The sequence below is a fragment of the Streptomyces sp. Ag82_O1-12 genome (assembly GCF_900182715.1).
Taxonomy (GTDB): Bacteria; Actinomycetota; Actinomycetes; order Streptomycetales; family Streptomycetaceae; genus Streptomyces; species Streptomyces massasporeus.
Window position 1 is genome coordinate 3,140,894 of sequence record NZ_FXUW01000001.1, and the last position, 25,821, is coordinate 3,166,714.

Here is a 25,821-nt window from a genome sequence, read left to right on the forward strand (position 1 = left end):
AGCGCGCCGGTCGAGGGCGCGTCCGCGGGCCGCGGCTACCGTCGGCCCTATGGACGGTGGTCGCCCGGGATGGCGCGCGTGTGTGCTCGGCGGGGCGGTCTTCGCCGTCTGCATGGCCGGCACCACGCTGCCGACTCCCCTCTATCCCCTCTACCAGGCCGAGTTCGGCTTCTCCGAGCTGACGGTCACCGTGGTCTACGCCCTGTACGCGTTCGCGGTGATCGGTGTGCTGCTGCTGGTCGGCAACGCCTCGGACGCCGTGGGCCGGCGTCCGGTGCTGCTGTGCGGTCTGGGCTTCGCGGCGCTGAGTGCCGTCTGCTTCCTGTGCGCCACCGGGCTCGGCTGGCTCTACGTGGGACGGCTGCTGTCGGGACTGTCCGCCGGGCTGTTCACCGGAGCCGCCACGGCGTACGTGATGGAGCTGGCACCCGAGGGCGGTGCCCCCCGGGCCACGTTCGTGGCGACGGCCGCCAACATGGGCGGACTGGGCTGCGGTCCGCTGCTCTCCGGGCTTCTCGCGCAGTACGCGCCCTGGCCGCTGTACCTGCCGTTCGTCACCCACCTCGCGCTGGTGGCCGCCTCGGCCGCCGTCCTGCTGCGGCTCGCGGAGACGGTACGGGAACGGCAGCCGCTGCGCGCCGTACGCCCGCAGCGGCCCAAGCTGCCCGCGCAGGTGCGGGCGGTGTTCGGCCCCGCCGCCACCGCCTCCTTCGTCGGATTCGCCCTGTTCGGGGTGTTCACCTCGGTCAGCCCGGCCTTCCTCGTGGAGTCCCTGGACGTGGACGACCACGCCGTGAGCGGGCTGATCGTCGCGCTGGCCTTCTTCTCGTCGACGGCCGGGCAACTGGCGGTCGGCCGGGTCGGCGTACGGCGTTCCCTGCCGCTGGGCTGCGCGGGGCTCCTCGCCGGGCTCGCGCTGCTCGCCGGTGCGCTGCGGTGGGACCAGATGGGCCTGCTGGTCGCCAGCGCGCTCGTCGGCGGAATCGGTCAGGGCCTGGCGTTCCGCGGCGCCCTGTCCGACGTGGCCGAGGCCTCGCCGGAGCACCAGCGGGCGGCGGTGATCTCGACGCTGTTCGTGGTGGCCTACACGGGCATCTCCGTCCCGGTGATCGGCGTCGGCCTGCTGACCGGGCCGATCGGCCTGGAGGGGGCGGGGCTGGTGTTCATCGCCTGCATGGCCGTCCTGGTCGTGACGGCGGCGGTGTATCTGCTGCGCCGGCCGGAGCCGGCCCGGGTGTGAGGGCGTGGGACCGTGAAGCCCATGGGTGAGCGGGTGGAACGGGTCGACGAGCAGGACCGGGTGCTCGGGGTGGTCGACCGGGACGAGGCGATCCGCGAGGGCTGGCCGCACCGGGTCGCGACCACGGTGTGCCGTGATCCGCGAGGGCGCGTCCTGGTGTACCGCAGGCCGGAGCACGTGTCGCGGTTCCCCGGACACCACGACTGGCTGGTCGGCGGGGCCGTCGAGGTCGGCGAGTCCTACGAGGAGGCCGCGGCCCGGGAGCTGACGGAGGAGCTGGGCGTCCGGGCACGGGTGCGGTTCGTCGTCAAGTTCCTCTGCCGGGGGGCGATCAGCCCGTACTGGCTCGGGGTGCACGAGGCCGTCGTGACGGAGCCCCTGACCCCCGACCCGTCCGAGATCGCCTGGCACGGGTGGCTCGGCGAGGCGGATCTGCGGGAGGCGCTGCGGAACCGGCTGTTCGTGCCCGACGGCCTGGACGTCCTGCGGCGCCACCCCGGCCTCGGCCCGCGCACCGCCGTCACGCCGTAGCCGACTCCCCCGCGCCCGTGGGCCGTTCGCCGGGGCAGGCCCGAACGGCTCCGGAGCGGCGCGTCATGGGCGGGGAGCGTCACGCAGAAGAGGGGAGCGTCAGGAAGAGGACCGGGACACCAGCTCCGTGGCCAGGACCATCTGCCGGCGCTCCAGGCCCCGGGACGCCAGCGGACGGCGGTCGGCGACCTCGGTGAGCAGGAGGTCTATCATCCGGCGGCCCATCTCCTCTATGGGCTGGCGGACGCTGGTCAGCGGCGGTTCCATGTGGCGGGCGATGGCGGAGTCGTCGTAGCCGACGAGCGCCACGTCCTCCGGGATGCGGCGGCCCGCAGCGCGCAGCGCCCGGCGGGCGCCGGCCGCGGTGACGTCGGAGGCGGCGAAGACCGCGTCGATGTCGGGGTGGCGCTCCAGCAGGGCCGTCATGGCCCGGTGTCCGCCCTCCTCCGTGAAGTCCCCCGCCTCGATCAGCCCCTCGTCCACCCCGAGGCCGGCATCACTGATGGCTTCGCGGTAGCCGTCGACACGGCGCTGGGCACCATAGACGTCGAGGCGGCCGGTGATGTGGGCCACCCGGCTCCGGCCCCGGGACAGCAGGTGCTCGACGGCCTGGCGTGCGCCGCCGTAGTTGTCCGAGTCGACCGACGGCAGCGTCTCCGCCGACGAGCGCGGACCGCTGATCACCGCGGGGATCTCCAGCTGGGCCAGCAGGTCGGGCAGCGGGTCGTCCGCGTGCACCGAGACCAGCAGGACGCCGTCCACGCGGTGGGCCGCCAGGTACTGGGCGAGGCGGGCGCGTTCCCGGTCACTGCCCGCGAAGATCAGCAGCAGCTGCATCTCCGTGTCGGACAGCGCCGACCCGACACCCTTCAGCATGTCCGAGAAGTACGGCTCCGCGAAGAACCGGGTCTCCGGCTCGGGGACGACCAGCGCGATCGCGTCCGTACGGTTGGCGGCCAGGGCGCGGGCCGCGGTGTTGGGGACGTAGCCGAGCTCCGCGACCGCCGCCTCGACGGCCGCGCGGGTCGCGTCACTGACCCGGGGCGAGCCGTTGATCACCCGCGAGACGGTGCCGCGGCCGACACCGGCGCGCGCCGCCACCTCTTCGAGGGTGGGCCGGCCACCACTTCGCCCCCGCGCTCCGTGGGTTGCCATGGGCTCCGCCTTCCCGTCCACACCCGCACTCTGCGACTGGCCTGGAATTTAACAGGCTCGTCAGCCGGGTGACTGCCGCCGCGGGCTCGCTGCCCCCCGGCCTTCCGCTTCGGCCGTAGGAGCCGTTACGAGCGGCGTCCGACCGGCTTGATATCGCTGTCCCGGACCTCAATCGAGCCCGTTCCGGGTCCAGTTAACAGCCCGATAACTGAACGCATCTCTCCCTGTCCGGTCCCTTGACACCCCCGCCGCGACCGGGGACTCTTCAACACATCACCGGTGGGAGCGCTCCCACACTACCTGACACATACACAACCCGCACGTTCCCCGCCCGAGCCTGAAGCGCGTAAAACGGTCCGACAATGCAGTTGGCCGGGGGGTCGGCACGTCAGGGCAACAGGAGGACGACATGCGAGCACGCATCCGAACCGCCCGCAAGGCGATGGTCGTCGCGGCCGTCGCGTCGCTGGGCGCCGGGCTGCTGGCCGGCTGTGCCGACGACGGCGGAAGCGACGGCTCGTCGGGCGGCAGCGGCGACAGCGGTGGCAAGACCAAGATCACTCTGGGGCTCTTCGGCACCTTCGGGTTCGAGGAGGCCGGCCTCTACAAGGAGTACGAGAAGCTCCACCCGGACATCGACATCCAGCAGACGGTCGTCGAGCGGAACGAGAACTACTACCCCACGCTGGTCAACCACCTGACCACCAACAGCGGCCTGCAGGACATCCAGGGCGTCGAGGTCGGCAACATCGCCGAGATCGTCAAGACCCAGTCCGCCAAGCTGCTGGACCTCTCCAAGTACGGCAAGAAGAGCGACTACCTGGGGTGGAAGTGGCAGCAGGCCACCACCGAGGGCGGTGAGACCGTCGGCCTGGGCACGGACGTCGGCCCGATGGCCATCTGCTACCGCAAGGACCTCTTCGAGAAGGCCGGTCTGCCCACCGACCGCGAAGAGGTCGCCAAACTGTGGGCCGGTGACTGGAAGAAGCTGGTCGAGGTCGGCGAGGACTACAAGAAGAAGGCTCCGAAGGGCACCACCTTCCTGGACTCCCCCGGCGGTCTGCTCCAGGCGATCCTCAGCAGTGAGAAGGACCGCTTCTACGACTCCTCCGGCAAGGTCATCTACAAGTCGAACCCGGCTGTGAAGGACGCGTTCGACCTCACCGCGAAGGCCGCCGAGGACGGGCTGATAGGCAACCAGACTCAGTTCCAGCCCGCTTGGGACACCACGATCGCCAACAGCAAGTTCGCCGCGATGTCCTGCCCGCCGTGGATGCTCGGCTACATCAAGGGCAAGTCGAAGCCGGACGCCAAGGGCAAGTGGGACGTGGCCGCGTCGCCGAAGTCCGGCAACTGGGGCGGTTCCTTCCTGGCGGTTCCCAAGTCGGGCAAGAACGCCGAGGAGTCCGCGAAGCTGGCCGCCTGGCTGACCGCACCCGAGCAGCAGGCCAAGCTGTTCGCCGTGCAGGGCAGCTTCCCGAGCACCCCGGCGGCCTACGAGTCGGACGCGGTGAAGAGCGCCAAGAACGAGATGACCGGTGACGCACCGATCGGCACCATCTTCGCCGCGGCCGCCAAGAGCAGCCCGGTACAGACGATCGGCCCGAAGGACCAGATCATCCAGCAGGGTCTGACGGACAACGGCGTCATCCTCGTCACCCAGGGCAAGTCGCCCGAGGAGGCGTGGAACACGGCCGTCAAGACCATCGACAACAACCTGGACCAGTGACCGGAATGGCATCCAGGCACGACACCGCCGCGCCCCCCGTGAAGGAGGGGGGCGCGGCCCCGGCCCGCCCGCCGGCCGGCGCGGACACGGAGCGGGCGATGAAGAAGCGCGCCCGGCTCTCCCGTCGCTGGCAACGCGACATGCGGTGGAGCCCCTACGCGTTCGTCTCGCCCTTCTTCCTGCTCTTCCTCGCGTTCGGCCTGTTCCCGCTGCTGTACACCGGCTGGGCCTCGCTCCACCAGGTGGAGCTGACGGCACCCACGGACATGTCCTGGGTCGGTCTGCGCAACTACACCCGGATCTTCGACGACGACTTCTTCTGGAACGCGGCGAAGAACACCCTGACGATCGGCATCATCTCCACGGTTCCGCAGCTGCTGATGGCGATGGGCCTGGCGCACATCCTCAACTACAAGCTGCGCGGCTCCACCTTCTACCGCGTCGTCATGCTGGCCCCCTACGCCACGTCGATCGCCGCCGCCTCGCTGGTCTTCGTGCTGCTCTTCGGCCGCGACTACGGCATGATCAACTGGGCGCTGAACGCGGTCGGCATCGACCACGTCGACTGGCAGAACGACAAGTGGCCGTCCCAGATCGCCGTGTCCAGCATCATCGTCTGGCGCTGGACGGGGTACAACGCGCTGATCTACCTGGCCGCGATGCAGGCGATCCCGCAGGACCTCTACGAGTCGGCGGCACTGGACGGAGCCAGCCGCTGGCGGCAGTTCCTCCACGTCACCCTGCCCTCGCTGCGTCCGACGATCCTGTTCACGGTCGTGGTGTCGACCATCGGCGCCTCGCAGGTGTTCGGCGAGCCACTGCTCTTCGACGCGAACAAGGGCGCCTCCGGCGGATCCCAGCACCAGTTCCAGACGCTCGGCCTGTACCTGTACGAGCAGGGCTGGATCAACCAGCACCTGGGCCGCGCCTCCGCCATCGCCTGGACGATGTTCCTGATCCTCATCGTGATCGGGGTCGTCAACTACGTCATCTCGCGCCGGCTGCGCGCCAGTAGCTAAGGAGAACCGGCCGTGACGACGACCCTGACGAAACCCCCGGCCGACGCGGTCCCGGAGCCGCCGAAGCGCTCACGTGGCATGAAGGCGGCACGCGCGGGCGGGCAGCTGCACGCCGGCCCGCTGGCGTACGTCATCCTTGCCCTCTTCACCGTCATCTCGCTGTTCCCGCTGGTGTGGACAGCTATCGCCGCCTCGCGCGACAACCAGCGCCTGGCGCAGACCCCGCCGCCGTTCTGGTTCGGCTCCGGCCTCTTCGACAAGCTCGAAGTGGCCTGGACGGACGCCAACCTGGGCGAGGCGTTCCTCAACACCACGCTGGTGGCCGGCATCTCGTCGTTCACCATCGTCTTCCTGTCGACGATCGCCGGATTCGCCTTCGCCAAGCTGCGCTTCAAGGGCCGCGGCGCGGCGATGCTGGTGGTGATCGGCACGATGATGGTGCCGCCGCAGCTCAGCATCATCCCGCTGTACATGATGGTCGCGAAGCTCGACTGGACGGACCAGCTCCAAGCGGTGATCTTCCCGTCGCTGGTGAGCGCGTTCGGTGTGTTCTTCATGCGGCAGTACCTGATCCAGGCGCTGCCGGACGAGATCATCGAGGCGGCCCGGGTGGACGGCGCGAGCAGCTGGCGCGTGGTGTGGCACGTGGTGTTCCCGACCGCGCGGCCCGCGATGGCCGTCCTGGGCATGCTGATGTTCGTGCAGACCTGGAACGACTTCCTGTGGCCCTTCCTGGTCCTGACCCAGACCGGCAACCCGACCGTGCAGGTGGCGGTGGCGGGGCTGGGCCGCGGCTACACCCCCGACCAGTCGCTGATCATGGCCGGCGCCCTGCTGGGCACACTGCCGCTCCTGATCGTCTTCGCGATCTTCGGCAAGCAGATCGTCGGTGGCATCATGCAGGGCGCCGTCAAGGGCTGAGTCCTGCTTTCCCAGGGGCCGAGCCACAGCCGCCTCGGCCCCTTCCCCCCTCCCCCCTCCCCCCTCCCCCCTCCACTCGTCGGTCCATACGACCCCCTGGGAGCGCTTCCATGCCTGACTCCGAGTACCCGGCCACTCCGGTGACCTTTCCCCCCGCCTTCCTGTGGGGCGCGGCGACGTCCGCGTACCAGATCGAGGGTGCGGTGCGGGAGGACGGCCGTACGCCGTCGATCTGGGACACCTTCAGCCATACGCCGGGCAAGACCGTCGGCGGCGACCACGGTGACATCGCTGTCGACCACTACCACCGCTACCGCGACGACGTGGCGCTGATGGCGGAGCTGGGCCTGGGCGCCTACCGCTTCTCCATCTCGTGGTCGCGGGTGCAGCCGACCGGGCGGGGCCCGGCCGTGCAGAAGGGCCTGGACTTCTACCGGCGGCTGGTGGACGAGCTGCTGGCCAAGAACATCAAGCCGGCCGTGACCCTCTACCACTGGGACCTGCCGCAGGATCTGGAAGACGCGGGCGGCTGGCCGGAGCGCGACACGGCGTACCGGTTCGCGGAGTACGCGCAGATCGTCGGCGAGGCGCTGGGCGACCGGGTGGAGCAGTGGATCACGCTCAACGAGCCGTGGTGCAGCGCGTTCCTGGGCTACGCCTCCGGGGTGCACGCCCCGGGCCGTACGGACCCGGCGGCCTCGCTGCGTGCCGCGCACCATCTGAATCTGGCGCACGGGCTGGGCGCGTCCGCGCTGCGGTCGGTGATGCCGGCCCGCAACACGGTCGCGATCAGCCTCAACTCCTCGGTGGTGCGGCCGCTTTCGCAGAACCCGGCGGATCTGGACGCGGCCCGCAGGATCGACGACCTGGCCAACGGCGTGTTCCACGGGCCGATGCTGCACGGCGCCTACCCGGAGTCGCTGTACGTGGCGACGGCGTCCCTCACGGACTGGGACTTCGTCCTCGACGGCGACCTGGAGCTGATCAACCAGCCGCTGGACGCGCTGGGCCTCAACTACTACACGCCCTCGCTGGTCTCGGCGGCGGACGCGTCGGCGAAGGCGCCGCGCGCCGACGGTCACGGGTCGAGCGACCACTCGCCGTGGCCGGCCGCGGACGATGTCGCCTTCCACCAGACGCCCGGCGACCGCACGGAGATGGGCTGGACGATCGACCCGACCGGTCTGCACGAGCTGATCATGCGTTACACCCGGGAGGCGCCGGGCCTGCCGCTGTACATCACGGAGAACGGCGCGGCCTACGACGACAAGATCGACTCCGACGGCCGGGTGCACGATCCGGAGCGGGTCGCCTATCTGCACGGCCACCTGTCGGCGGTCCGCCGGGCCATCGCGGACGGCGCGGACGTCCGGGGCTACTTCCTGTGGTCCCTGATGGACAACTTCGAGTGGTCGTACGGCTACGGCAAGCGCTTCGGCGCGGTCTACGTGGACTACGCGACGCTGGAACGCACGCCGAAGACGAGCGCCCTGTGGTACGGCCGGGCGGCGCGGACCGGGGCGCTGCCCGAGGCCGAGGCGGTCTGACCGACGGGGGAACGGGGGTGGGGCGCGGCACGATTAGGGGAGTGCCGCGCCCCGGCCCGTCTCTCAGCGGCGGGCGCCCGACAGGAGCCGCCGCGTCGTCTCCACGCCCCACGGATCCAGGGACAGCAGCCGGTCGCTGGAGGCCATCAGGCCCCCGGTGGACTCCACGTGCGCCGCCCACTGTTCGCGGGTCTCGACCGCCGGGCGGGCCATCAGACAGTCCGGGTCGTTGATCCAGAGGCGGTGATGCTGCCACTGGCGGGCCGCTCCCGTGAACTCGGCCGGGTCCTGGCCGGGTTGGCTGTAGTCATCGGCCTCGGGGCGGCGGTGGGGTGCCGTGTCGGGGCTGACGCGCATCGCGTCGAACAGGCCGACGGAGGCGAGGAGGGGCGCGCCGCAGCCCAGGAGGTAGGCGTCCTCGCCGATGGCGTCGCGGATCAGGCCGATGCCGGCGCGGTAGGCCGTGAGGGCGTCGACGTCCGCGTGGCGTACGCCGTCCAGGGCGCCCGCGTAGAGGAAGTCGGTCTTGAAGTAGTCGTAGCCCTCCGCGCGCAGGGTCGTGAAGACCTCGGTCAGGTAGGCCGCCGCGTCGGGGTGGGTGGTGTCCAGGACGCGCAGGTCGTGGCCCCAGTTGCGGCCGGCGTGTGCGAAGCCGCCGGTGGTGTCGCGGACCAGCCAGTCGGGGTGCGCGGCGGCCAGGTCGCTCGCCGGGTCGACGAGGAACGGGGCCGTCCAGATGCCGGCGCGGCGGCCGCGGGAGCGGATCTTCTCGGCGATGCCGGCGCGGGAGCGGAAGCGGCCGGAGAGGGTGAGCCAGTCGCCGAGGGCCCGCTGGTAGCCGTCGTCGATCTGGACGACGTCGACGGGCAGGTCGAGGGTGTCCATCGCGCGGAGGTTCTCGTGGATGTCGTCCTCGGTGACGCCCGTGAAGTACTCGTACCAGGAGCACCAGACGGTCGGTGCCGGGCGGGGGGCGTCGAGGCCGAGGCCGGTGGCCCACTCGCCCAGGACCGTCTGGATGTCCGGGCCGGTCCACTCCTTCACCGGCCCGTCGGCGCTGATCTCGGCGACCCGGCCGTCCCCGGTGACCAGCCGGATCGACGGCACCTCACGTGTCGGCTCGGCCGCCGCCCACAGCCGGACCGGCGAGCCGTCGCCGGGGTCGAGGGCGAGCAGGCCCTCGCCCTGGAAGGTGCCGGCGGGGGCGGTGACGCCGGGGCGGTAGCAGACCGTGGCCCAGTTGGCGTTGGTCGGGCGGTAGGGCGTTGCGTCCAGGGCGTAGGCGCCGCTGGGGCTCCAGGACTGCCAGCCCTCCTCGTGGACGCGCGCCTTGCGGGGATCGACCGGCACGGAGGCGACCGGGGTGAAGGGGTGGTGCACGGAGGTTCTCTTTCGGGGAGGTGGGTGTCAGCCCTTGTTGGCGCCCAGGGTGAGGCCGCTGACGAACTGGCGCTGGAGTGCGAAGTACACGATCAGGGTCGGGATCGCGGTGAGCAGGGCTCCGGCGGCGACCAGGTTGGGGTCGGTGAAGTACTGGCCGGAGAGGTTGTTCAGCGCCGAGGTGATCGGCATGTTCTCGCCGGTGGAGATGAGGACGATCGCCCAGAAGAAGTCGTTGTAGATCCAGATGGAGAGCAGGGTGGCCAGGGCGGCCATGGCCGGCTTGCACAGGGGCAGCACGATCTGCCAGTACAGGCGCCAGACGGAGGCGCCGTCGACCAGGGCGGCCTCGGTGAGTTCGTGCGGCAGGGAGCGCATGTAGTTGCTCAGCACGAAGGCGCAGAAGCCGGACTGGAACGCCACGTGGATCAGCACCAGGCCGAGCGCGGAGTCGTAGAGCTTGCCGCTCATGGTGATGCCGGGCAGGTCGATCAGCAGGTACAGCCGGTACAGCGGCGTGATGATGACCTGCTGGGGCAGCAGGTTGCCGGCCGTGAACACCAGCAGCAGGAACAGGTTGACCCGGAAGTCGAAGCGGCTGACGTAGAAGGCGACCATCGACGACAGCAGCAGCGTCAGCAGCACGGCCGGGACGGCGATCAGCAGCGTGTTGCCGAAGTAGTGCAGCATGTCCGACTGCTGGAAGGCGTTCGTGAAGTTGTCGAAGGTGAGCTTGTCGGGCCAGGAGACATAGCCCCTGGTGCTGGTCTCCGCGTACGGCCGCATCGCCGCGAGCAGCGCCCACAGCAGGGGGGCGAGCCAGGCCAGGGCGGTGACGACGAGGAAGGTGTGCAGCAGGATCCGGGCGGGGCGGATCGGTGTGCGCTGCGCCCGCGGGCCGCCAGAGTTCGAAGGGGCGGCGCGAAGCGCCACGTGCAGGGTGGTGGGGGGCGACGGGTGGGAGCTCATGCGCGCCGCTCCTTCCGGAAGGTGGCGATCAGATACGGGATGATCACCGCGAGCGAGATCACCAGCAGGACGACGGCGATCGCGGAGCCGTATCCGATGCGGCTGGACTCGCCGATGATGTTGTTGGTCACCAGGATCGACAGCAGTTCGGTGCCCTGGGCGCCCTTGTTGAAGACGAAGACCAGGTCGAACGCGCGCAGCGCCTCGATGATCGTGACGACCAGGACGACGGTGTTGGTCGGGCGCAGGGTCGGGAAGATGACGTTCTTGAACGTCTGCCACTCGCCGGCGCCGTCCAGGGCGGACGCCTCGCGCAGGGCGGGGTCGACGCTCTTCAGGCCGGCCAGGTAGAGGATCATCATGTAGCCGGCGTGCCGCCAGGACGCGGCGACGAGCACGGCCCACAGGTTGAGGTCCGGGTCGCCGATCCAGTCGATGTAGTGGCCGGGCTTGTTGGCGCCGATGATGCTGTTGATCAGGCCCGTGTCCGGGTTGTAGATCAGCTGCCAGACGAACCCGATGACCGCGAGCGACATCACGACCGGCAGGAAGAACGCGGTCTGGTAGACGCGGCTGAAGCGGATCTTCTTGTCCAGCTGCACGGCGAGGAACAGGCCGAAGGGCGTGGGCAGCAGGATGAGCACCACGAACCAGATCACGTTGTGCTCGACGGCGGGCCAGAACTGCGGGTTGCTGGTGAACAGTTCACGGAAGTTCTGAAGTCCGACCCATTTGATGGAGTCGAAGCCGATGCCGTCCCAGGTGGTGAAGGCCAGTGCGATCGAGGCCAGCGCCGTCAGCCACACCAGGGCGACGTGCAGGATCGTGGGCACGCCCGCCATCAGGCCGAGCGTGACGCGGTCGCGGCGGGTGAGCAGCCGCCGGTGCCCGTGGGGCACCTTGGCGGACGGGGACGTGGGGGCGGGCCCCGGAGCCGGCGGGGTGGCCGGCTCCGGAGCCTTCGCGGGGGTGGCGGTCATGTCGTGATCCGAGTCGTCGTTCCGCGTTCGGTCAGGAGGAGGCGAAGATCGTCTTCTTCTGGCGTTCGATCGACGAGAGGATGCTGTCGATGTTCTTCGGGTTGCGGACGAAGTTCTGCAGCGCGGGCTGCATCACGGTCGAGGTGAAGTCCGGGCGGGAGTCGCGGTCCATGAACTGCGTCAGGCTCTTCGCGCCGGAGATCATCTCGAAGGACTTCTTCTGCAGCGCGGTGTAGGAGGAGGTGTCGGCCTTGGTGGAGGCGGCCACCACGCTGGAGTCGGCCTTGAGGTAGATCTGCTCGGCCTCGGGCGTGCCCAGGTACTCCAGGAGCTTGACGGCGCCGGCGTGGTTCTTCGGGGCCTTGGAGAGCATGAAGCCGTCGGTGGGTGCCTCGACGGTGTCCTGCCCGAACTGCGGGTCGATCTCCGGGAAGGCGAAGAAGTCCAGGTCGTCGAGGTCGGCCTTATTGGTGAACTGCTGGCCGACGAAGGTGCCCAGGAGGTACATGCCGGCCTTCTTGGCCACCAGCGTCTGCGCCGCGTCCTGCCAGGTGCGGCCCACCGCGCCCTCCTGGTGGTAGGGCAGGATCTCCGTCCAGTGGTCGAAGACCTTGCGCACCTTGGGGTCGGTCCAGGAGGCCTTGCCGGCCATCAGCTCGACGTGGAAGTCGTAGCCGTTGGTGCGGAAGTTGATCTGGTCGAAGGTGCCCATCGCGGGCCAGGCGTCCTTGTCGCCGAAGGCGATCGGGACGAGCCCGTCCTTCTGCATGCGCTTGCACAGGGCGACGAGGTCGTCCCAGGTGGTGGGGACCTTGTAGCCGTGCTGGGCGAAGACGCTCTTGCGGTAGAACACCGCCCACGGGTACGTGTACAGCGGCACGAAGTAGTACTTGCCGTCGTCGCCCTTGCTGAGCTTCTGCATCGCCTCGGGGAAGTTGCCGCCGATCTTCTGCCACACGTCGTCGATGGGCGTGGCCAGCTTCTTCGAGGCGAAGAACTGCATGCGGTAGCCGGCGAACCAGGTGAACACGTCGTCGGGCGTGCCCTGCAGGTAGGAGTTGATCTGCTCCTGGAACGTGTTGTGGTCCTTGGTGTTCACGTCGACCTTGATGCCGGACTTCTTGGTGAAGGCGGCGTAGATCTCCGCGAACGCCTTCTTCGGCACGGCGTCGGACGAGTTGGAGCCGAGACTGACCGTCTTCGGGTCGGCCGACGAGCCGCTGCCGCCGCAGGCGCTCAGCAGGGGTATGCCGGCGCCGAGCAGGGCCGCGCCGCCCATTCCTCGCAGCAGGGTGCGGCGGCTGGGAGCGGGGAGGGAGAAACCGGAGGGAGAGAGGTCGTGCATGGACGGCTCCTGAAGGCAGGGTTCGGCCACGAGGGTGTGGCGTGAATTCCAGCCGCAATCGACCAGAAATCAACTTGACCGAACACGGTGGCGCAATGACAGCCGCATGTCCGGTCATGCGTCAAGAGCCGTTCCCTTCATTTGTCGAAACGTGACCGTCCTGTGAAGGCCGCCTGCGGGGGGCGGTCAGTGGGACCGGGAGCGGTGGTACGCGGCGGCGAACCTGCCGGGGCGGCGGCGCCGCATCTGCCGGTGCCCTCCGCGCGCGGGAGCACGGCCGTCCAGCTGGATCCAGATCCGCACCTCGGTGCCGCCGAGCACCGATGATCCGAGCCGTACGTCCCCGCCGGTGGACTCCGCGAGCCGGCGCACGATGTCCAGGCCGAGCCCGGTGGAGCCGTCGCTGCCGGAGCCGCGGCCCCGCGCCATCGCGGCCTCGGGGTCGGGTATGCCGGGGCCCGCGTCGGAGACGAGGACGATCACCGCGTCCTCGCCGTTGTGCACGTCGACCGCGAAGGCGGTGCCCTCCGCGGTGTGCCGGAAGACGTTCCCCAGCAGCGCGTCGAGTGCGGCGGCCAGGTCGGCGCGGGCCACGGGTATGCGCACCGGCCGGTCGGCCCCGGCCACCCGCCACTTGCGGCCCTCGTCCTCCGCGAGCGCCGACCAGAACACCATCCGCTCCCGGACCACCTCGGCCGCGTCACACCCGGCGCCCGGGCCGGCCGCGGCCGTCTGCGGTTTGGCCTCCCGGGCCGTACGGATGATGGTGTCGACCTCGCGCTCCAGCTGCTCGACCGCGGTCCGGGTCTGGTCCGCGGCCGGACCCTCCCCCAGTGAGGCGGTGTTGAGCCGCAGCACGGTCAAGGGTGTCCGCAGCCGGTGGGACAGGTCGGCCGCGAGCTCCCGCTCGTTGGCCAGGAGCTGGACGACCTGGTCGGCCATCGAGTTGAAGGCGACCGCCGCGAGGCGCAGCTCGCTCGGGCCCTCCTCGGGCACGCGGGCGCCGAACCGGCCCTCCCCCAGGTCGTGCGCTCCCTCGACCAGGCGCCGCGCGGGCCGGACCATGCGCACGCCCAGCCGGTCGGCGACCGCGACCGAGCCGAGGATCAGCGCCGCCCCGACCCCGGCGAGCACCGCCCAGGCGGTCCCCACGCCGTTGGTGACGTCGGACTCCGGCACGTACACCTCGACGACCGCGATCTTGCCGGTGCTGAGGGCGACCGGCTGGAGCAGTGTCCAGCCGCCGGTGACGCCGGTGGTGGAGGCGCGGCCCAGCTTCCGCACGGCCGCGATGTCCTCGTCGGCGGCGCGGCGGCGCCCCAGATCGAGGGCCTCCCGGCCGTCACCCGCCGGGAGGTGCACGGCCATCCCCGCGTCGGAGCCGGCCGAGGCGACGACCCGCTCCAGCTGGTCGCGGTCGGTGGTGATGGACAGGGCGGGGGCGACGGCCGCGGCCTCCCGCTCGGCGTTGGAGAAGGCACGGTCGCGGGCCATCTCGCGGATGACGAGCCCGAGCGGCACGGCGAAGGCCAGCACGACCATGGTGGTCACCGCCAGCGACACCTTGACCAGGGCCCACCTCATCGTGGCGCCCCCGGTGGTTCGAGCTTCACGCCGACGCCGCGCAGGGTGTGCAGATAGCGCGGGCTGGCCGCCGTCTCGCCCAGCTTCCTGCGCAGCCAGGACAGATGGACGTCGATGGTCTGGTCGTCGCCGTAGGACTGCTGCCACACCTCGGCGAGCAGCTCCTTGCGGGGGACGACGACGCCGGGCCGGCCGGCGAGGAAGGCGAGCAGGTCGAACTCGCGGCGGGTGAGGTCGAGTCGCGCGCCGTCCAGCTCGGCCTGGCGGCGCAGCGGGTCGACGGTCAGGCCGCCGACCCGGATCACGGCGGACGGCTCCCCTTCCCCGGCGCCGGAGCGGGCGCGGCGCAGCACGGCCGCCATCCGGGCCGAGAGGTGCTCGACCGAGAAAGGTTTGGTGAGGTAGTCGTCCGCCCCGGCGTTCAACAGCCGTACGATCTCCGTCTCGTCGTCCCGGGCCGTGGCGACGATCACTGGCACGTCCGTGATCCCGCGCAGCATCTTCAGGGCCTCGGACCCGTCGAGATCGGGCAGTCCGAGGTCCAGGATCACCACGTCGAAGCGGACATGGGCGACCTCGCGCAGCGCCTCCAGCGCCGTCCCCACGCTGCGCACGGTGTGCGAGGCGTCGGTCAGGTGCCGGATCAGCGCCGAGCGTACGAACTGGTCGTCCTCGACCACGAGAACACTTGCCATGCGCCGCACCGTACGCCATCTCGAACAGCCGGGCGCGGGCCTGTGGACAACTCCCCGGCTGTGGACAACTGAGGTGCCGCAGGGCGCCGTTCGCAGGCCACGCGTGGGGCGCGTGAGGCAGTATGGCCCGCGATGCGCAGAGGACTCGTACACGTACTGGCCTGGCTGCTCGCCACGGGCGCGGCGGTCACGCTGTCGTGGTGGGGTGTCCACACGGTGATGGCGGGAACGGCCTACGACCCGCCGCGCGCCTTGCCCGTCAAGGCCGCCGACGCGTCCACGCGGGAGCCGAAGGCGCTGGCCACGCCGGAGCCGGAACGGACGCCTCCGCCGAAGCGGCGGATGCCGAGCACGCCTCCGGCGTCCGCGTCCGGGAAGCCGGCCCCCTCCCCCACGCCGTCCTCGTCCACGTCCTCGCCCGGCACCGCCCCCGCCGCCTCCGGCCGGGTCAGGAGCTACGACACCGACGGCGGCCGGGCGGTCTTCGATCTGGGCAGGACCTCCGCCACGCTCGTCTCGGCGACACCCGGGGCGGGCTGGTCGATGCAGGTGTGGAAGACGGAGTCGTGGATCCGCGTGGAGTTCTCCTCGGGCGCGGACCGGGTGTCGGTGTTCTGCACCTGGCACGACGGGCCGCCGCGGGTGGAGATCGGGACCTACTGAGCGCCGTACGAGGTCATCGGGGCCGCTGGGTGCCGTACACGGTCATCTGAACACCGACGCGGGTGGTGCGGGCGACGCCACCGCCGCGACGTCCGTGACGGGCGCGGCCCCGCCGGTGAAGTCCGTGAGGGTCCTGCCGTGCTCGACGCGGGCGGGGTGCGGGTCGGAGGCGGCGAGGCGAGTCAGCTCGGCGACGGGCAGCGGGTGGTCGGAGGCGACCAGGACCGCGTTCCCGAAGCGCTTGCCGCGCAGCACCGCCGGATCCGCCACCAGCGCGAGCTCCTCGAAACGGGCGGCGGCGGTGGCGATCTGGCCCCGCAGGTGGGCGAGCGGCGGTCCGTCGGCGAGGTTGGCGGCGTAGACCCCGCCGGGCTTGAGGGCCCTGCGCACGTCGTCGAGGAACTCGGTCGAGGTCAGGTGGGCCGGTGTCCGGGCCCCGCTGAACACGTCGGTGATCACGAGGTCGGCCCAGCCGTCCGGCACCTTGGCGAGGCCCTCGCGGGCGTCGGTGGAGCGCACCCGTATGCGCGCGTTCGGATCCAACGGCAGTGCGCGTCGGACCAGTTGGACGAGGGTGCCGTCCCGTTCGACGACCTGCTGGGTGGAGCGGGGCCGGGTGGCGGCGACGTAGCGGGCGAGGGTGAGGGCGCCGCCGCCGAGGTGCACGGCGTGCACGGGCCGGCCGGGCGGGGCGACGAGGTCGATCACGTGCCCGAGGCGGCGCTGGTACTCGAAGGACAGGTACGCCGGGTCGTCCAGGTCGACGTGCGACTGCGGGGCCCCGTCGATCACCAGGGTCCAGGCCCGGGCCCGCTCGCGGTCGGGGATCAGCTCGGCGAGCCCACCGTCGACGCTCTCGACGACGGCTTCCGCACCGGCCTGTCTGCGCCGGCCGCCCTTGGACTTTCCCATGGGGCCATTATCGGGGTGGGCTGTTAAGCAGGACGTACGCTCCGTCGGCCCGGCATGCGGGGACGCGGACGCGTACAGGCGCCGGGGGGTGGTTCAGCGGCAGCCGCGGCCGGGGGGCGTCGGCGGCAGGTGACCGGGGGCTGGCCAGGGCGGCTCAGCGGCGACCGGCCGGGGGCTGGCCGGGGCGGCTCAGCGACAGCCGGCCGGGACCGTCAGCAGCAGGTGGCCGAGGCGGCTCAGCGGCAGCCGGCCGGGGTCGTCAGCAGCAGGTGGCCGGGGCGGCTCAGCGACAGCCGGCCGGGACCGTCAGCAGCAGGTGGCCGAGGCGGCTCAGCGGCGGCCGGCCGGATGCGCCTCAGCGGCAGCTGTCCGCCGCCTTGATCATCCGGGCGGCCTCCCCCAGGGCCTCGCGCAGCACCGCCGGATCGGTCGCGAGGTCCGCCTCGCCGGGCGGCAGCAGCCAGTCCGAGCCCGCCACGGGAGGCTCGGGTGCCAGGGTCTGTCCGCGCCCGTCGGTCTCCGTGCAGGTGCTGCCCGGCACGTCCCACCCGGCGGCCGTCCCCGGCGGCACCAGGAAGCCCAGGGTGTCACCGCCGTCGTCGTGCAGCACGGGTCCCACCGCGTCCCCCGGCCCGCGCCGCAGGATGTCGACCGCCTCCAGCCCCTGCCGCGCCGGCACCCTCACCACATCGCAGCCGGCCGCCGGTGTACCCGGCGGCGTACGAGGATCGTTGATCCGGCTGGTGTCCATCCCGGCCTCCACCACGAAAACCCCTGCTTGGACGAGCGGTCGGGAGTCGGGGGCCTCCCGGTCCGCGATGTTCAACGCGGCAGGGTGTCAACGGCTACGGCGGAAGTCAGCCGCAAAGGATGGCACTTCATGGCAGATCACGGATGAGATATCCGGTTTGTAGCCAAACCCAGCGTGGCGACTCCATCACAGCAGGTACGTTCTTGCCCGCCGGACACGGGGCACCCATGCGGACAACTCGCACCAAGTCGCCTTGAGTCCGGCATGGTTCGACGGTTCGCACGGGAGGACCCGGCCATGGCGTCGTCAACGGTGACCTCGTCTCAACCCCACCGGCCACCACGGCCGAACCTCGTCTTCCGGCGACTGCGCGGACAGCGCTCGCCGGCCGAGTTCGCCGCGGTGATCCGCCGGGCCGGGCTCGAGATCGGCGAGCAGGTCAGCTGTGACGCGCGGTACATCGGCCGGGTCGAGGCGGGCGAGATCCGCTGCCCCAACTACGCGTACGAACGGGTGTTCCTGCACATGTACCCAGGCCGCACACTCACCGACCTGGGGTTCGCGCCCCGCTCGTCGGTACGCGGACGGCGGGCGCGCGACACCGAGGACGCGCCCCTGACGCGCACCGCGAACCCGGCGAACGCCACGAGTGAGACCAGCGGGGCGTGCGAGCCGTATGAAACGCGGAACCCGTACGACCCGTACCACCCGCACGACACCTACGAGGAGAGCGACGTGCTACGTCGCGCGTTCATGACCGGCGGAGGCGCCACGGTGGCCGCCGCCTCACTGGGGCCTGTCGGCCTCGCCCGCGACGCCTCGGCAGCACAGCGCCCCGTGCACCGCGCCGGGGCGAGCGACGCGGGCGCCCTGGAAGAAGCCGTCCGCCGGATCCGGCTGCTCGACGACCGGCACGGGGCGGACGGCCTCTACCGCCGCGCCGCCGCGCCGCTGCGCGCCGCCTACGCCCTGCTGGACGCCGGGACGACCCGGCAGACCACGGCGGACCGGCTGTACTCCGGTGCCGGGGAACTGGCCATCTCCGTGGGCTGGCTGGCCCACGACTCGGGGCGCTTCGACGACGCCCGCTCGCACTACGCGGAAGCCCTCGCGACCGCCCGGATGACCGGCGACCCGGGCCTTGAGGCGCACGCCTTCTGCAACACGGCGTTCCTCGCGCGCGACGCGGGCCGGCCCCGCGAGGCGGTCCGTGCGGCCCAGGCCGCGCAGCGCGTCGCCCGGCCGGTGGGATCGGCCCGGCTGATGTCGCTGCTCGCGCTGCGCGAGGCGGGCGGTTGGGCCGGACTGGCCGACCGCGTCGGCTGCGAACAGGCACTGGCCCGGGCGCAGGCCTTCTTCGAGCGGGGCCCCTCGGACGCCGACCCCGAGTGGATGACCTTCTACGGGGAGGCCGAACTGGAGGGCCTGGAGGCGCAGTGCTGGTCCACGCTCGGCGACTGGCCCCGGGCGGCACGGCACGCGCGGCGCGCCGCCGAGCTGCAGGATCCGCACTTCACGCGGAACATCGCCCTCTACACGGCGGAGCTGGCGGACGACCTCGCGCGCGGCGGCCTGCCGGACGAGGCGGCGGTGGCGGGGATGCGGGTGCTGGATCTCCTGGAGGAGGTCCAGTCGTCCCGCGTCCAGACCATGCTGGCGGCGACCGCGCGGGTGCTGCTGCCGCACCGCAGGGCCTCCGGGGTGTCGGCGTTCCTGGAGCGGCACGCCTCGGCGCCGCGGACGGCCTGAGGGACTGTCGCGGACGTCACGCCCGCCGCGCGACGTCCGGCAGGTCCTGGGCGAGGTGCCCCAGGTCGTTCCAGCTCTCGATCGCCGGCTCCCCGTAGGCCCAGCCCAGCACCGACAGCGACGTCGGGTTCAGCCGGATCCGGGCCGCGAAGTCGATCGGCAGGCCGAGCCACCGCGCCCCGATGGAGCGCAGGATGTGCCCGTGGGCGAAGACCAGGACGTCGCGGTCCTCGGAGCGGGCCCAGGAGACCACCTCGTCGGCCCGGGCCGTGACCTCCGCGAGGGACTCCCCGCCCGGGACACCGTCGCGCCAGATCAGCCAGCCGGGCCGGACGGCCTGGATGTCCGCGGGGGTCATGCCCTCGTACGACCCGTAGTCCCACTCCAGCAACGCGTCCCAGGTACGCGCGCGGTCGCCGAAGCCGGCCAGTTCGCAGGTCTCACGCGCGCGTGCCAGCGGGCTGGTGCGCACCTCGACGCCGCCCAGGCCCTCGTACGGGGCCCGGTGCAGGCGCTCGCCGAGCAGCTTCGCGCCGCGCCGGCCCTCCTCCAGGAGCGGCACGTCGGTCCTGCCCGTGTGCTTGCCGGACAGGGACCACTCGGTCTGTCCGTGGCGGGCCAGCAGGATGCGCGCGGGCATGGGTCACCTTTCCGGAAGAACAACGCAGGAAGAACTACGCAAGGGGAACTCCTCCATCATCGCGCACGCCCCCCGTGGGCAACCCGGGGGGCGATCTCTGCGTCTTTGAGGGCCGGAGGCGCCCCCCGGGGCGGGCGCGCACGCCGTAAAGTGGCACGGCCGAACGGGCTACGCGTGACGACGAAGGGGGAGGACGATCGGATGCAGCACACCGAGACACCGGGCACCGAGGCGGCGGCCCCCGCGCCCAGGCTGCGCTGGTGGACCGAGCTGCCGCTGATCCTGCTGGTGTACGCGTGCTACTCGGCCGGCCGGCTCCTCGCCCGCGGCGACGTCTCCGGCGCCGTCGACCACGGTCTGACGATCCTGCGCTTCGAGCAGGGGCTGTACCTCAACTTCGAGCACCCCCTCAACCGTCTCTTCACGCGCGAGGCCTGGATAGGCATACCCGCTGACTTCTGGTATGCGTCGCTGCACTACCTGGTCACTCCGGCCGTCCTGGTGTGGCTCTTCCGCTCCCGGGCCGTGCGGTACCGCGCCGCGCGGACCTGGCTGATGACGTCCACCCTGATCGGCCTGATCGGCTTCACCCTGCTGCCGACCTGCCCGCCCCGGCTCCTCGACGCGAGCCACGGTTTCGTGGACACGATGGCGCAGTACAGCTCCTACGGCTGGTGGGGCGGCGCGGCGAGCGCACCACGCGGCATGGGGGACATGACCAACCAGTACGCGGCCATGCCGAGTCTGCACGTGGGCTGGGCCCTGTGGTGCGGCGTGATGCTGTGGCGCTTCGGCGGTTCGCGCATGACGAAGACGGCCGCCGTGGCCTACCCGCTGATCACGACGATCGTGGTCATGGGCACCGCCAACCACTACTTCCTCGACGCGGTCGCGGGCGCGGCCGTCATGGGCGTCGGGCTGCTGCTGGCCCCCGTCGTGATGCGCGCCGCGGACCGGGTCAAGGCACAATTCGTGCCGTCGGCCGCACCGGTCGCGGCGGACTCCTCCGCCTCGGATTCCGCACCGGTCGCGGGGGACTCCTCCGCCGCGGGTTCCTCGATTGTCAGTGCCGGATGCCAGACTTCCGCGGGTGAGCGAATTCCACGGCAGCGCGAGTCGCGGTTCGAAGACGGAGCCGAGTCGGGTGCCTCTCCCAAGGACGCGGGGGACGGCGCTCCGGATAGGGGTCTCCCCTGCTCGAGCGCAGTCGAGAGCTTGGGGAAGGCTCGCTGAGCTGCGCGGCGACGTACCCGCGAAGGCGCTGGACGCCCGCGCCTTGGCGGCGCTGGCCGCCAACCCCGGTTGTGCGCGGCGCGCGATCCTCGACGGCGCCGGGGTGAACAAGGCGGCGCTGGCGAGCGCGCTGGGCGCGCCGTCGGCCTTCGGGCAGTCGCAGTTCGCGCTCACCCGGGGCAATGCCTTCGAGGCGAAGGTCAAGGCCGACGGCGGCGCGGAGCTGCTGCGGCTGGTGCACGACAAGCTCGACCGGTCCGCCGAACCGCCCGCCGACGCGCGCGTGCCCGACCTGACGGCGGCCGGTCCCCGGGGGCGCACGGCCCGTACGGAGCTGGAGCTGCGGGAGGCCGCCGCGCACCCGGGCGCGTGGACGCTGCTCGACCATCCGATGCTCGCGCTGGACGTCGCGGGCTCCCCCGCGTTCCTGGAGCCGGACGCGGTGGTGGTGCATCCGGACGGCAGCTGGACGGTCGTGGAGATCAAGTCCTTCCCCCTGCTGGACGGTTCGGCGGACCCGGCGAAGGTCGGGGCGGCGGCCCGGCAGGCGGCGGTGTACGTGCTGGCGCTGGAGGAGGTCGCGGCCCGTCTCGGCGCGGAGGGGGCTCCGGCACCGCGGGTGCGGCACCGGGTGCTGCTCGTCTGCCCCAGGGACTTCTCCAATCTGCCGGCCGCGTCCGCCGTCGACATCCGCAAGCAGCGGGCGGTGACGGCCCGCCAGCTGGCCCGGCTGACCCGCATCGAGGACATCGCCGACGCGCTCCCCGAGGGCACGTGCTTCTCGCCCGAGCTGCCCGCCGAGGAGTTGACGGCGGCTGTGGAGTCGGTCCCGGCGACGTACGCGCCCGAGTGCCTGTCCGCGTGCGAGCTGGCCTTCCACTGCCGGGCCCGGTCCCGCCAGGAGGGCGCGGTGACCGCGCTCGGGCGTCCGCTGCGGGCGGAGCTGGGCGGCCTCACGACGGTCGAGGACGTCCTCGCGGCCGCGCGCGGCGAGGCGGGCGATCCCGACGACCCGGCCGTGGCGGCCCTGCGGCGGGCTGCCGCCCTGCGCGCCGAGGCACTGGAGGCGGCGTGTCGCTGATCTCCACCCTGGCCCGCCTCGAAGCCGTCAGCACGGGCCGTGCCCAGCCCGCCGCCACCGTCCGGCACCGGCATCTCGGCGACCGCCCGCTGGTGTTCGTGCCACTGATCACCGCCGGTGAGGCCGGTGCCCCGCTGGGCGCGCTGGTCGGCACCGACCGGGAGGCGCCGCGTCTGCTGGCCGTACCGCAGCCCCGCGACCGCGACCTCAGGTTCGCGTTCCTGGCCGAACTGGCCGATGTCGTGCTGCCGTACGTCGACTCCTACGCCGGAGCCGTGGAGGCCGCGGAGCGCACCGAGACCGACCCGGAGACCGGCAAGCGCGTCAAGGTCGAGGTCGACCTGTGCGCGGACGCGCCGCAGCTGATCGTGCCGAGCCGCGCGGGCATCGACCTGGTGCGGCTGCTCGGACGCTCGACGCGGTTCCGGCGTACGGCGGAGCAGGATCCGGAGGCTCCCTTTCCGGCGCCGCCGCGGGTGCCGCTGCTCGGGCGGTGGCTGACGCACTTCGGGGAGCGGGCCCGGGTGCCCGGCTCCTCGCTGCTGCTGGCGATGACCGACGTCCTGGGCCGGCACTGGGTGACCGGGCAGTCCACCCTGGAGGACCAGCATCTGGGCGCGCTGCTCGCCTGGATCGACCCGCCGCAGGGCGTCACCGGTGCCGAGGCCGCGCTGCGAGCCGAGCTGGAGCGGGACGCGCAGGGGCAGCTGACGTGCCCGCCCGCCGGCCCGGCGACCGACCCGGCCTTCGACAACAAGCTGCTCGCCCCGGCCATCGAGCGCTACGACCGGGCCCGCACCGCCCTCGCCGCCGCCGAGGACGGCTTGGAGGCCGACGACCGGCTGGGTGCGCTGAGCGCCGCCGAACGGGAGATCCGTGACCTGGTGCTCAGCCGCACCCGGCCCACCTGGGATGCGGTCTGGCGGGGGCTCGACCTGCTGCGGGAGCTGCCCGAGGGGGCGCGGGTCGAGGAGCGGTGGACCCGCGACCGCTGGTCGTTCACCGGACACCGCGACCGGGTGCTGGCCGGGGAGCCCCCGCAGCCGCGCCGCGACGACGCGGTCACCGCGGCGAACAAGCTCGCCACGCGCGAGCGCGAACAGGCCCGGCTGGAGGCGCAGGAGGCCCTCGACGACCCGCTGGTGATGGCGGGCCGGCGGCTGTCCGGGGAGGCGTTCGCGGGTGAGGTCACCGATGTCGTGATGGCGTACAGCGAGGGCAAGCGGCCCAGCCCGCGCCCGTTGGTCACGGTGCGCACGGACGACCGGCCGCATCTCGGCGACCGGACGAAGGTGTACCGGTCGCTGGGCGGGAAACCGCAGTCGGCCGAGTTCGTCGCGGACGAGGAGGACGGCGCGCTCGTCGTCCTGCGGGTCCTCGACAAGATGGGCCGCGGCAAGGAGCCCGAGCCGGGTTCGGTGCCGGAGAAGGGCGACCGGGTCTGCTTCACGCTCTTCGAGCACGAGCAGCGGGGCGGCGCGAAGCTGCCCGACCCGGAGGAGACGCCGTGGACGCACGGCGGGCCGCCCGGCGAGGCGGCCCTGGAGGCCGCCGATCCGGTGACCGAGGAGGATGTGCTGTGACCACGGTGTTCGACCCCTCGGCCGCAGCGGCCCAGGCCACCGACGCGATCCTGCACGACACGCTGCACGGCACCGCGCGCGGTGTCGTCGTGGACTCCCCACCGGGCGCGGGCAAGTCCACGCTGGTGGTCCGCGCGGCCCTGGAACTGGCCGAGGCGGGTCACCCGCTGATGGTGGTCGCGCAGACCAACGCCCAGGTCGACGACCTGGTCCTGCGGCTCGCCGAGAAGAACCCCGAGCTGCCGGTGGGCCGGCTGCACAGCAGCGACTCCGACCCGTACGACAAGGCGCTCGACGAGCTGCCGAGCGTGCGCAAGTCGGCCAAGGCGGGTGACCTGGCCGGGCAGGCCGTGGTCATCTCGACGGCGGCGAAGTGGGCGCATGTGAAGGTCGACGAGCCGTGGCGGCACGCGATCGTCGACGAGGCGTACCAGATGCGCTCGGACGCGCTGCTCGCCGTGGCCGGGCTGTTCGAGCGGGCGCTGTTCGTGGGCGACCCGGGGCAGCTCGACCCGTTCGCGATCGTCGGCAGCGAGCAGTGGGCCGGTCTCACGTACGACCCCTCGGGCTCGGCGGTGACGACCCTGCTGGCGCACAACCCGGACCTGCCCCAGCACCGGCTGCCGGTCTCCTGGCGGCTCCCGGCCTCCGCGGCGCCCTTGGTCTCGGACGCGTTCTACCCGTTTACGCCGTTCCACAGCGGCACCGGCCCCGGTGACCGGAGCCTGGCCTTCGGCGTGCCGTCGGACGGCTCGGGCCCCGACCGGGTGATCGACGAGGCGGCCGAGTCGGGCTGGGGGCTGCTGGAGCTGCCCGCCCGGCACACCCCGCGCACGGACCCGGAGGCGATCCGCGCGGTGGCGGCGGTGGTACGACGTCTGCTGGACCGGGCGGGGGCGGCGACCTCGGAGCGCTCCCCGGCCCCTTCCGCCCTCACCGCCGACCGGATCGCCGTGGGCACGGCCCACCGCGACCAGGCGGCCGCCGTCCGCGCGGCGTTGGCCGGCCTGGGCGTCACCGACGTGGTCGTGGACACGGCGAACCGGCTGCAGGGTCGTGAGTACGACGTCACAGTGGTCCTCCACCCCCTGTCCGGCCGCCCCGACGCCACGGCCTTCCACCTGGAGACGGGCCGCCTCTGCGTCCTGGCCTCCCGCCACCGGCACGCCTGCATCGTGGTCTGCCGAGCGGGGGTCACCGACCTGCTGGACGACTACCCGTCGACGGAGCCGGTGCAGCTGGGGACGGTGGTGAAGTTCCCGGACGGCTGGGAGGCCAACCACGCGGTGCTCGCGCACCTGGCGGAACACCGGGTCGCTTGGCGACCGTGACCGCCGCCCCCTGACGCACCTGCCCCCACCCGACCCACCGCCGACCGGAGGGCGGCACGCCGCCGGAGGCGGCCGATGAACACAGCCCGGACGGCTGGGAGGCCAACCACGCGGTGCTCGCGCACCTGGCGGAACACCGGGTCGCTTGGCGGCCCTGATCCGGCCGGAACACCGGGTCACTGGGCGGCGTCGATGTGGCCGGAACACGGCGTGTCCTGGGAGGCGTGACGAACGCCGGGTGGTGTGGCGGCCGTACCCACTACCGCGATGCCCACTTGCGCGCCCGCGAGACAATGGACGGTGGCCCACTCCACCGGGAGGGCCAGCGCGACGTACGAGGAGGAGAAGACATGGCGGAGTCCACGCCGCGTCGGAACGAATCGCGGCTACGCCCCGCGCCCCTGCTCTTCGAGCCTGCGGAGGCGGCCTCCGACCCTGAGCACTTCTTCGACCTGGAGTCGATCGACGACCCCCGGGCCCTGCTGGCCCGGGCGACGGAGCTGACGCTGGCGTTCCGGGCCGCGGCGGACCGGGCGGTGGAGTTCCAGGCGATGGCGGCGGCGCAGCTGGCCGATCCGCGCAGGTTCGACCGGCTGACGACCGCGGACATCGCCGAGCGGGCCGAGTGGACCGAGGACTACGCCAAGAAGATGGTCGAGTTCGGGCGGGACCTGATGCGGGGCGACGCCGAGGGCCGGGGCCCCGGCGACTCCGCCTGACACGGCACCGCAGGCCCCTTTCCCGATCACCTGGCATATGCCAGGCGGGCAAGATACTCCCTCC

General features: G+C 72.1%; 23 protein-coding genes. 13 read left to right on the forward strand and 10 right to left on the reverse strand.

Translation table 11 applies throughout. The features are described 5' to 3' along the window. Positions 1–49 precede the first annotated feature (49 nt). Entirely contained in the window at positions 50–1,240 is a 1,191-nt protein-coding gene (locus tag QOL88_RS14370) for an MFS transporter (RefSeq protein WP_097216816.1), read from the forward strand. A 21-nt stretch (positions 1,241–1,261) separates the two neighbouring features. After that, positions 1,262–1,771 carry an NUDIX hydrolase gene (locus QOL88_RS14375; RefSeq protein WP_097216817.1) on the forward strand — a complete coding sequence of 170 codons (510 nt, stop codon included), beginning with the start codon at positions 1,262–1,264 and terminating at the stop codon, positions 1,769–1,771. A gap of 99 nt (positions 1,772–1,870) precedes the next feature. Here QOL88_RS14375 and QOL88_RS14380 read toward each other — a convergent pair whose 3' ends face one another. Then, a complete protein-coding gene (locus QOL88_RS14380) occupies positions 1,871–2,926 on the reverse strand; it encodes a LacI family DNA-binding transcriptional regulator (protein ID WP_097216818.1) in 1,056 nt (351 codons plus the stop codon). A gap of 409 nt (positions 2,927–3,335) precedes the next feature. On the opposite strand from QOL88_RS14380, the gene QOL88_RS14385 reads away from it, so the two are divergent. From QOL88_RS14385 to QOL88_RS14400, 4 genes are all read left to right on the forward strand, one after another. Then, positions 3,336–4,655 (forward strand): ABC transporter substrate-binding protein, encoded by a 1,320-nt coding sequence (locus tag QOL88_RS14385; protein ID WP_097216819.1) that lies wholly within the window; start codon positions 3,336–3,338, stop codon positions 4,653–4,655. 5 nt (positions 4,656–4,660) lie between these two features. After that, the gene (locus QOL88_RS14390) at positions 4,661–5,674 is read left to right on the forward strand and encodes a carbohydrate ABC transporter permease (protein ID WP_097216820.1); all 1,014 of its coding nucleotides are present in this window, start codon (positions 4,661–4,663) and stop codon (positions 5,672–5,674) included. 12 nt (positions 5,675–5,686) lie between these two features. Then, a complete protein-coding gene (locus QOL88_RS14395) occupies positions 5,687–6,595 on the forward strand; it encodes a carbohydrate ABC transporter permease (RefSeq protein ID WP_097216821.1) in 909 nt (302 codons plus the stop codon). Between the two features lie 110 nt (positions 6,596–6,705). Then, the gene (locus QOL88_RS14400; RefSeq protein ID WP_097216822.1) at positions 6,706–8,142 is read left to right on the forward strand and encodes a GH1 family beta-glucosidase; all 1,437 of its coding nucleotides are present in this window, start codon (positions 6,706–6,708) and stop codon (positions 8,140–8,142) included. Positions 8,143–8,205: 63 nt separating this feature from the next. Here the strand turns inward: QOL88_RS14400 and QOL88_RS14405 are convergent, their stop codons facing one another. From QOL88_RS14405 to QOL88_RS14430, 6 genes are all read right to left on the reverse strand, one after another. Then, on the reverse strand, positions 8,206–9,522 hold the full coding sequence (locus tag QOL88_RS14405) for a glycoside hydrolase family 36 protein (RefSeq protein ID WP_097216823.1): 1,317 nt from the start codon (positions 9,520–9,522) through the stop codon (positions 8,206–8,208). Between the two features lie 27 nt (positions 9,523–9,549). Further along, positions 9,550–10,491 (reverse strand): carbohydrate ABC transporter permease, encoded by a 942-nt coding sequence (locus tag QOL88_RS14410; RefSeq protein ID WP_257027770.1) that lies wholly within the window; start codon positions 10,489–10,491, stop codon positions 9,550–9,552. Beyond that, complete coding sequence (locus QOL88_RS14415) at positions 10,488–11,471, reverse strand: carbohydrate ABC transporter permease (protein ID WP_097216824.1); 984 nt, start codon at positions 11,469–11,471, stop codon at positions 10,488–10,490. The genes QOL88_RS14410 and QOL88_RS14415 overlap by 4 nt, the downstream gene beginning before the upstream one ends. A 31-nt stretch (positions 11,472–11,502) precedes the next feature. Then, on the reverse strand, positions 11,503–12,816 hold the full coding sequence (locus QOL88_RS14420; protein WP_097216825.1) for an ABC transporter substrate-binding protein: 1,314 nt from the start codon (positions 12,814–12,816) through the stop codon (positions 11,503–11,505). Positions 12,817–13,002: 186 nt separating this feature from the next. Continuing rightward, positions 13,003–14,400, reverse strand: a complete 1,398-nt coding sequence (locus tag QOL88_RS14425; protein ID WP_097216826.1) for a sensor histidine kinase — start codon at positions 14,398–14,400, stop codon at positions 13,003–13,005. After that, on the reverse strand, positions 14,397–15,095 hold the full coding sequence (locus tag QOL88_RS14430; protein WP_097216827.1) for a response regulator transcription factor: 699 nt from the start codon (positions 15,093–15,095) through the stop codon (positions 14,397–14,399). Before QOL88_RS14430 ends, QOL88_RS14425 begins: the two co-directional genes overlap by 4 nt. Before the next feature lie 132 nt (positions 15,096–15,227). On the opposite strand from QOL88_RS14430, the gene QOL88_RS14435 reads away from it, so the two are divergent. Further along, a complete protein-coding gene (locus QOL88_RS14435; RefSeq protein WP_097216828.1) occupies positions 15,228–15,758 on the forward strand; it encodes a hypothetical protein in 531 nt (176 codons plus the stop codon). Between the two features lie 42 nt (positions 15,759–15,800). Here the strand turns inward: QOL88_RS14435 and QOL88_RS14440 are convergent, their stop codons facing one another. Both QOL88_RS14440 and QOL88_RS14445 read right to left on the reverse strand, forming a co-directional pair. Then, positions 15,801–16,670: a spermidine synthase gene (locus QOL88_RS14440; RefSeq protein WP_097216829.1), complete on the reverse strand. Its 870-nt coding sequence runs from the start codon at positions 16,668–16,670 to the stop codon at positions 15,801–15,803. A 355-nt stretch (positions 16,671–17,025) separates the two neighbouring features. Beyond that, on the reverse strand, positions 17,026–17,421 hold the full coding sequence (locus QOL88_RS14445; RefSeq protein WP_179879110.1) for a hypothetical protein: 396 nt from the start codon (positions 17,419–17,421) through the stop codon (positions 17,026–17,028). Positions 17,422–17,718: 297 nt separating this feature from the next. Here QOL88_RS14445 and QOL88_RS14450 point away from each other — a divergent pair, with 297 nt between their 5' ends. After that, the gene (locus QOL88_RS14450; RefSeq protein WP_097216831.1) at positions 17,719–19,170 is read left to right on the forward strand and encodes an NsdA family TPR-like regulatory protein; all 1,452 of its coding nucleotides are present in this window, start codon (positions 17,719–17,721) and stop codon (positions 19,168–19,170) included. A gap of 16 nt (positions 19,171–19,186) precedes the next feature. Here the strand turns inward: QOL88_RS14450 and QOL88_RS14455 are convergent, their stop codons facing one another. Beyond that, positions 19,187–19,810: a histidine phosphatase family protein gene (locus QOL88_RS14455; protein ID WP_097216832.1), complete on the reverse strand. Its 624-nt coding sequence runs from the start codon at positions 19,808–19,810 to the stop codon at positions 19,187–19,189. Between the two features lie 201 nt (positions 19,811–20,011). Between QOL88_RS14455 and QOL88_RS14460 the strand changes: the two genes are divergently transcribed. The 5 genes from QOL88_RS14460 (at position 20,012) to QOL88_RS14480 (ending at position 25,757) form a co-directional block, all read left to right on the forward strand. Next, positions 20,012–21,043, forward strand: coding sequence for a phosphatase PAP2 family protein (locus QOL88_RS14460; RefSeq protein WP_097216833.1), 1,032 nt, complete (start codon positions 20,012–20,014; stop codon positions 21,041–21,043). Continuing rightward, a complete protein-coding gene (locus tag QOL88_RS14465) occupies positions 20,955–22,124 on the forward strand; it encodes a hypothetical protein (RefSeq protein WP_373559284.1) in 1,170 nt (389 codons plus the stop codon). The genes QOL88_RS14460 and QOL88_RS14465 overlap by 89 nt, the downstream gene beginning before the upstream one ends. Next, on the forward strand, positions 22,115–23,707 hold the full coding sequence (locus QOL88_RS14470) for an amino acid adenylation domain-containing protein (protein WP_097216834.1): 1,593 nt from the start codon (positions 22,115–22,117) through the stop codon (positions 23,705–23,707). The genes QOL88_RS14465 and QOL88_RS14470 overlap by 10 nt, the downstream gene beginning before the upstream one ends. Further along, on the forward strand, positions 23,704–25,038 hold the full coding sequence (locus QOL88_RS14475; protein ID WP_097216835.1) for an AAA domain-containing protein: 1,335 nt from the start codon (positions 23,704–23,706) through the stop codon (positions 25,036–25,038). Before QOL88_RS14470 ends, QOL88_RS14475 begins: the two co-directional genes overlap by 4 nt. Before the next feature lie 350 nt (positions 25,039–25,388). Beyond that, positions 25,389–25,757 carry a DUF8844 domain-containing protein gene (locus QOL88_RS14480; protein ID WP_097216836.1) on the forward strand — a complete coding sequence of 123 codons (369 nt, stop codon included), beginning with the start codon at positions 25,389–25,391 and terminating at the stop codon, positions 25,755–25,757. Positions 25,758–25,821: the final 64 nt, after the last annotated feature.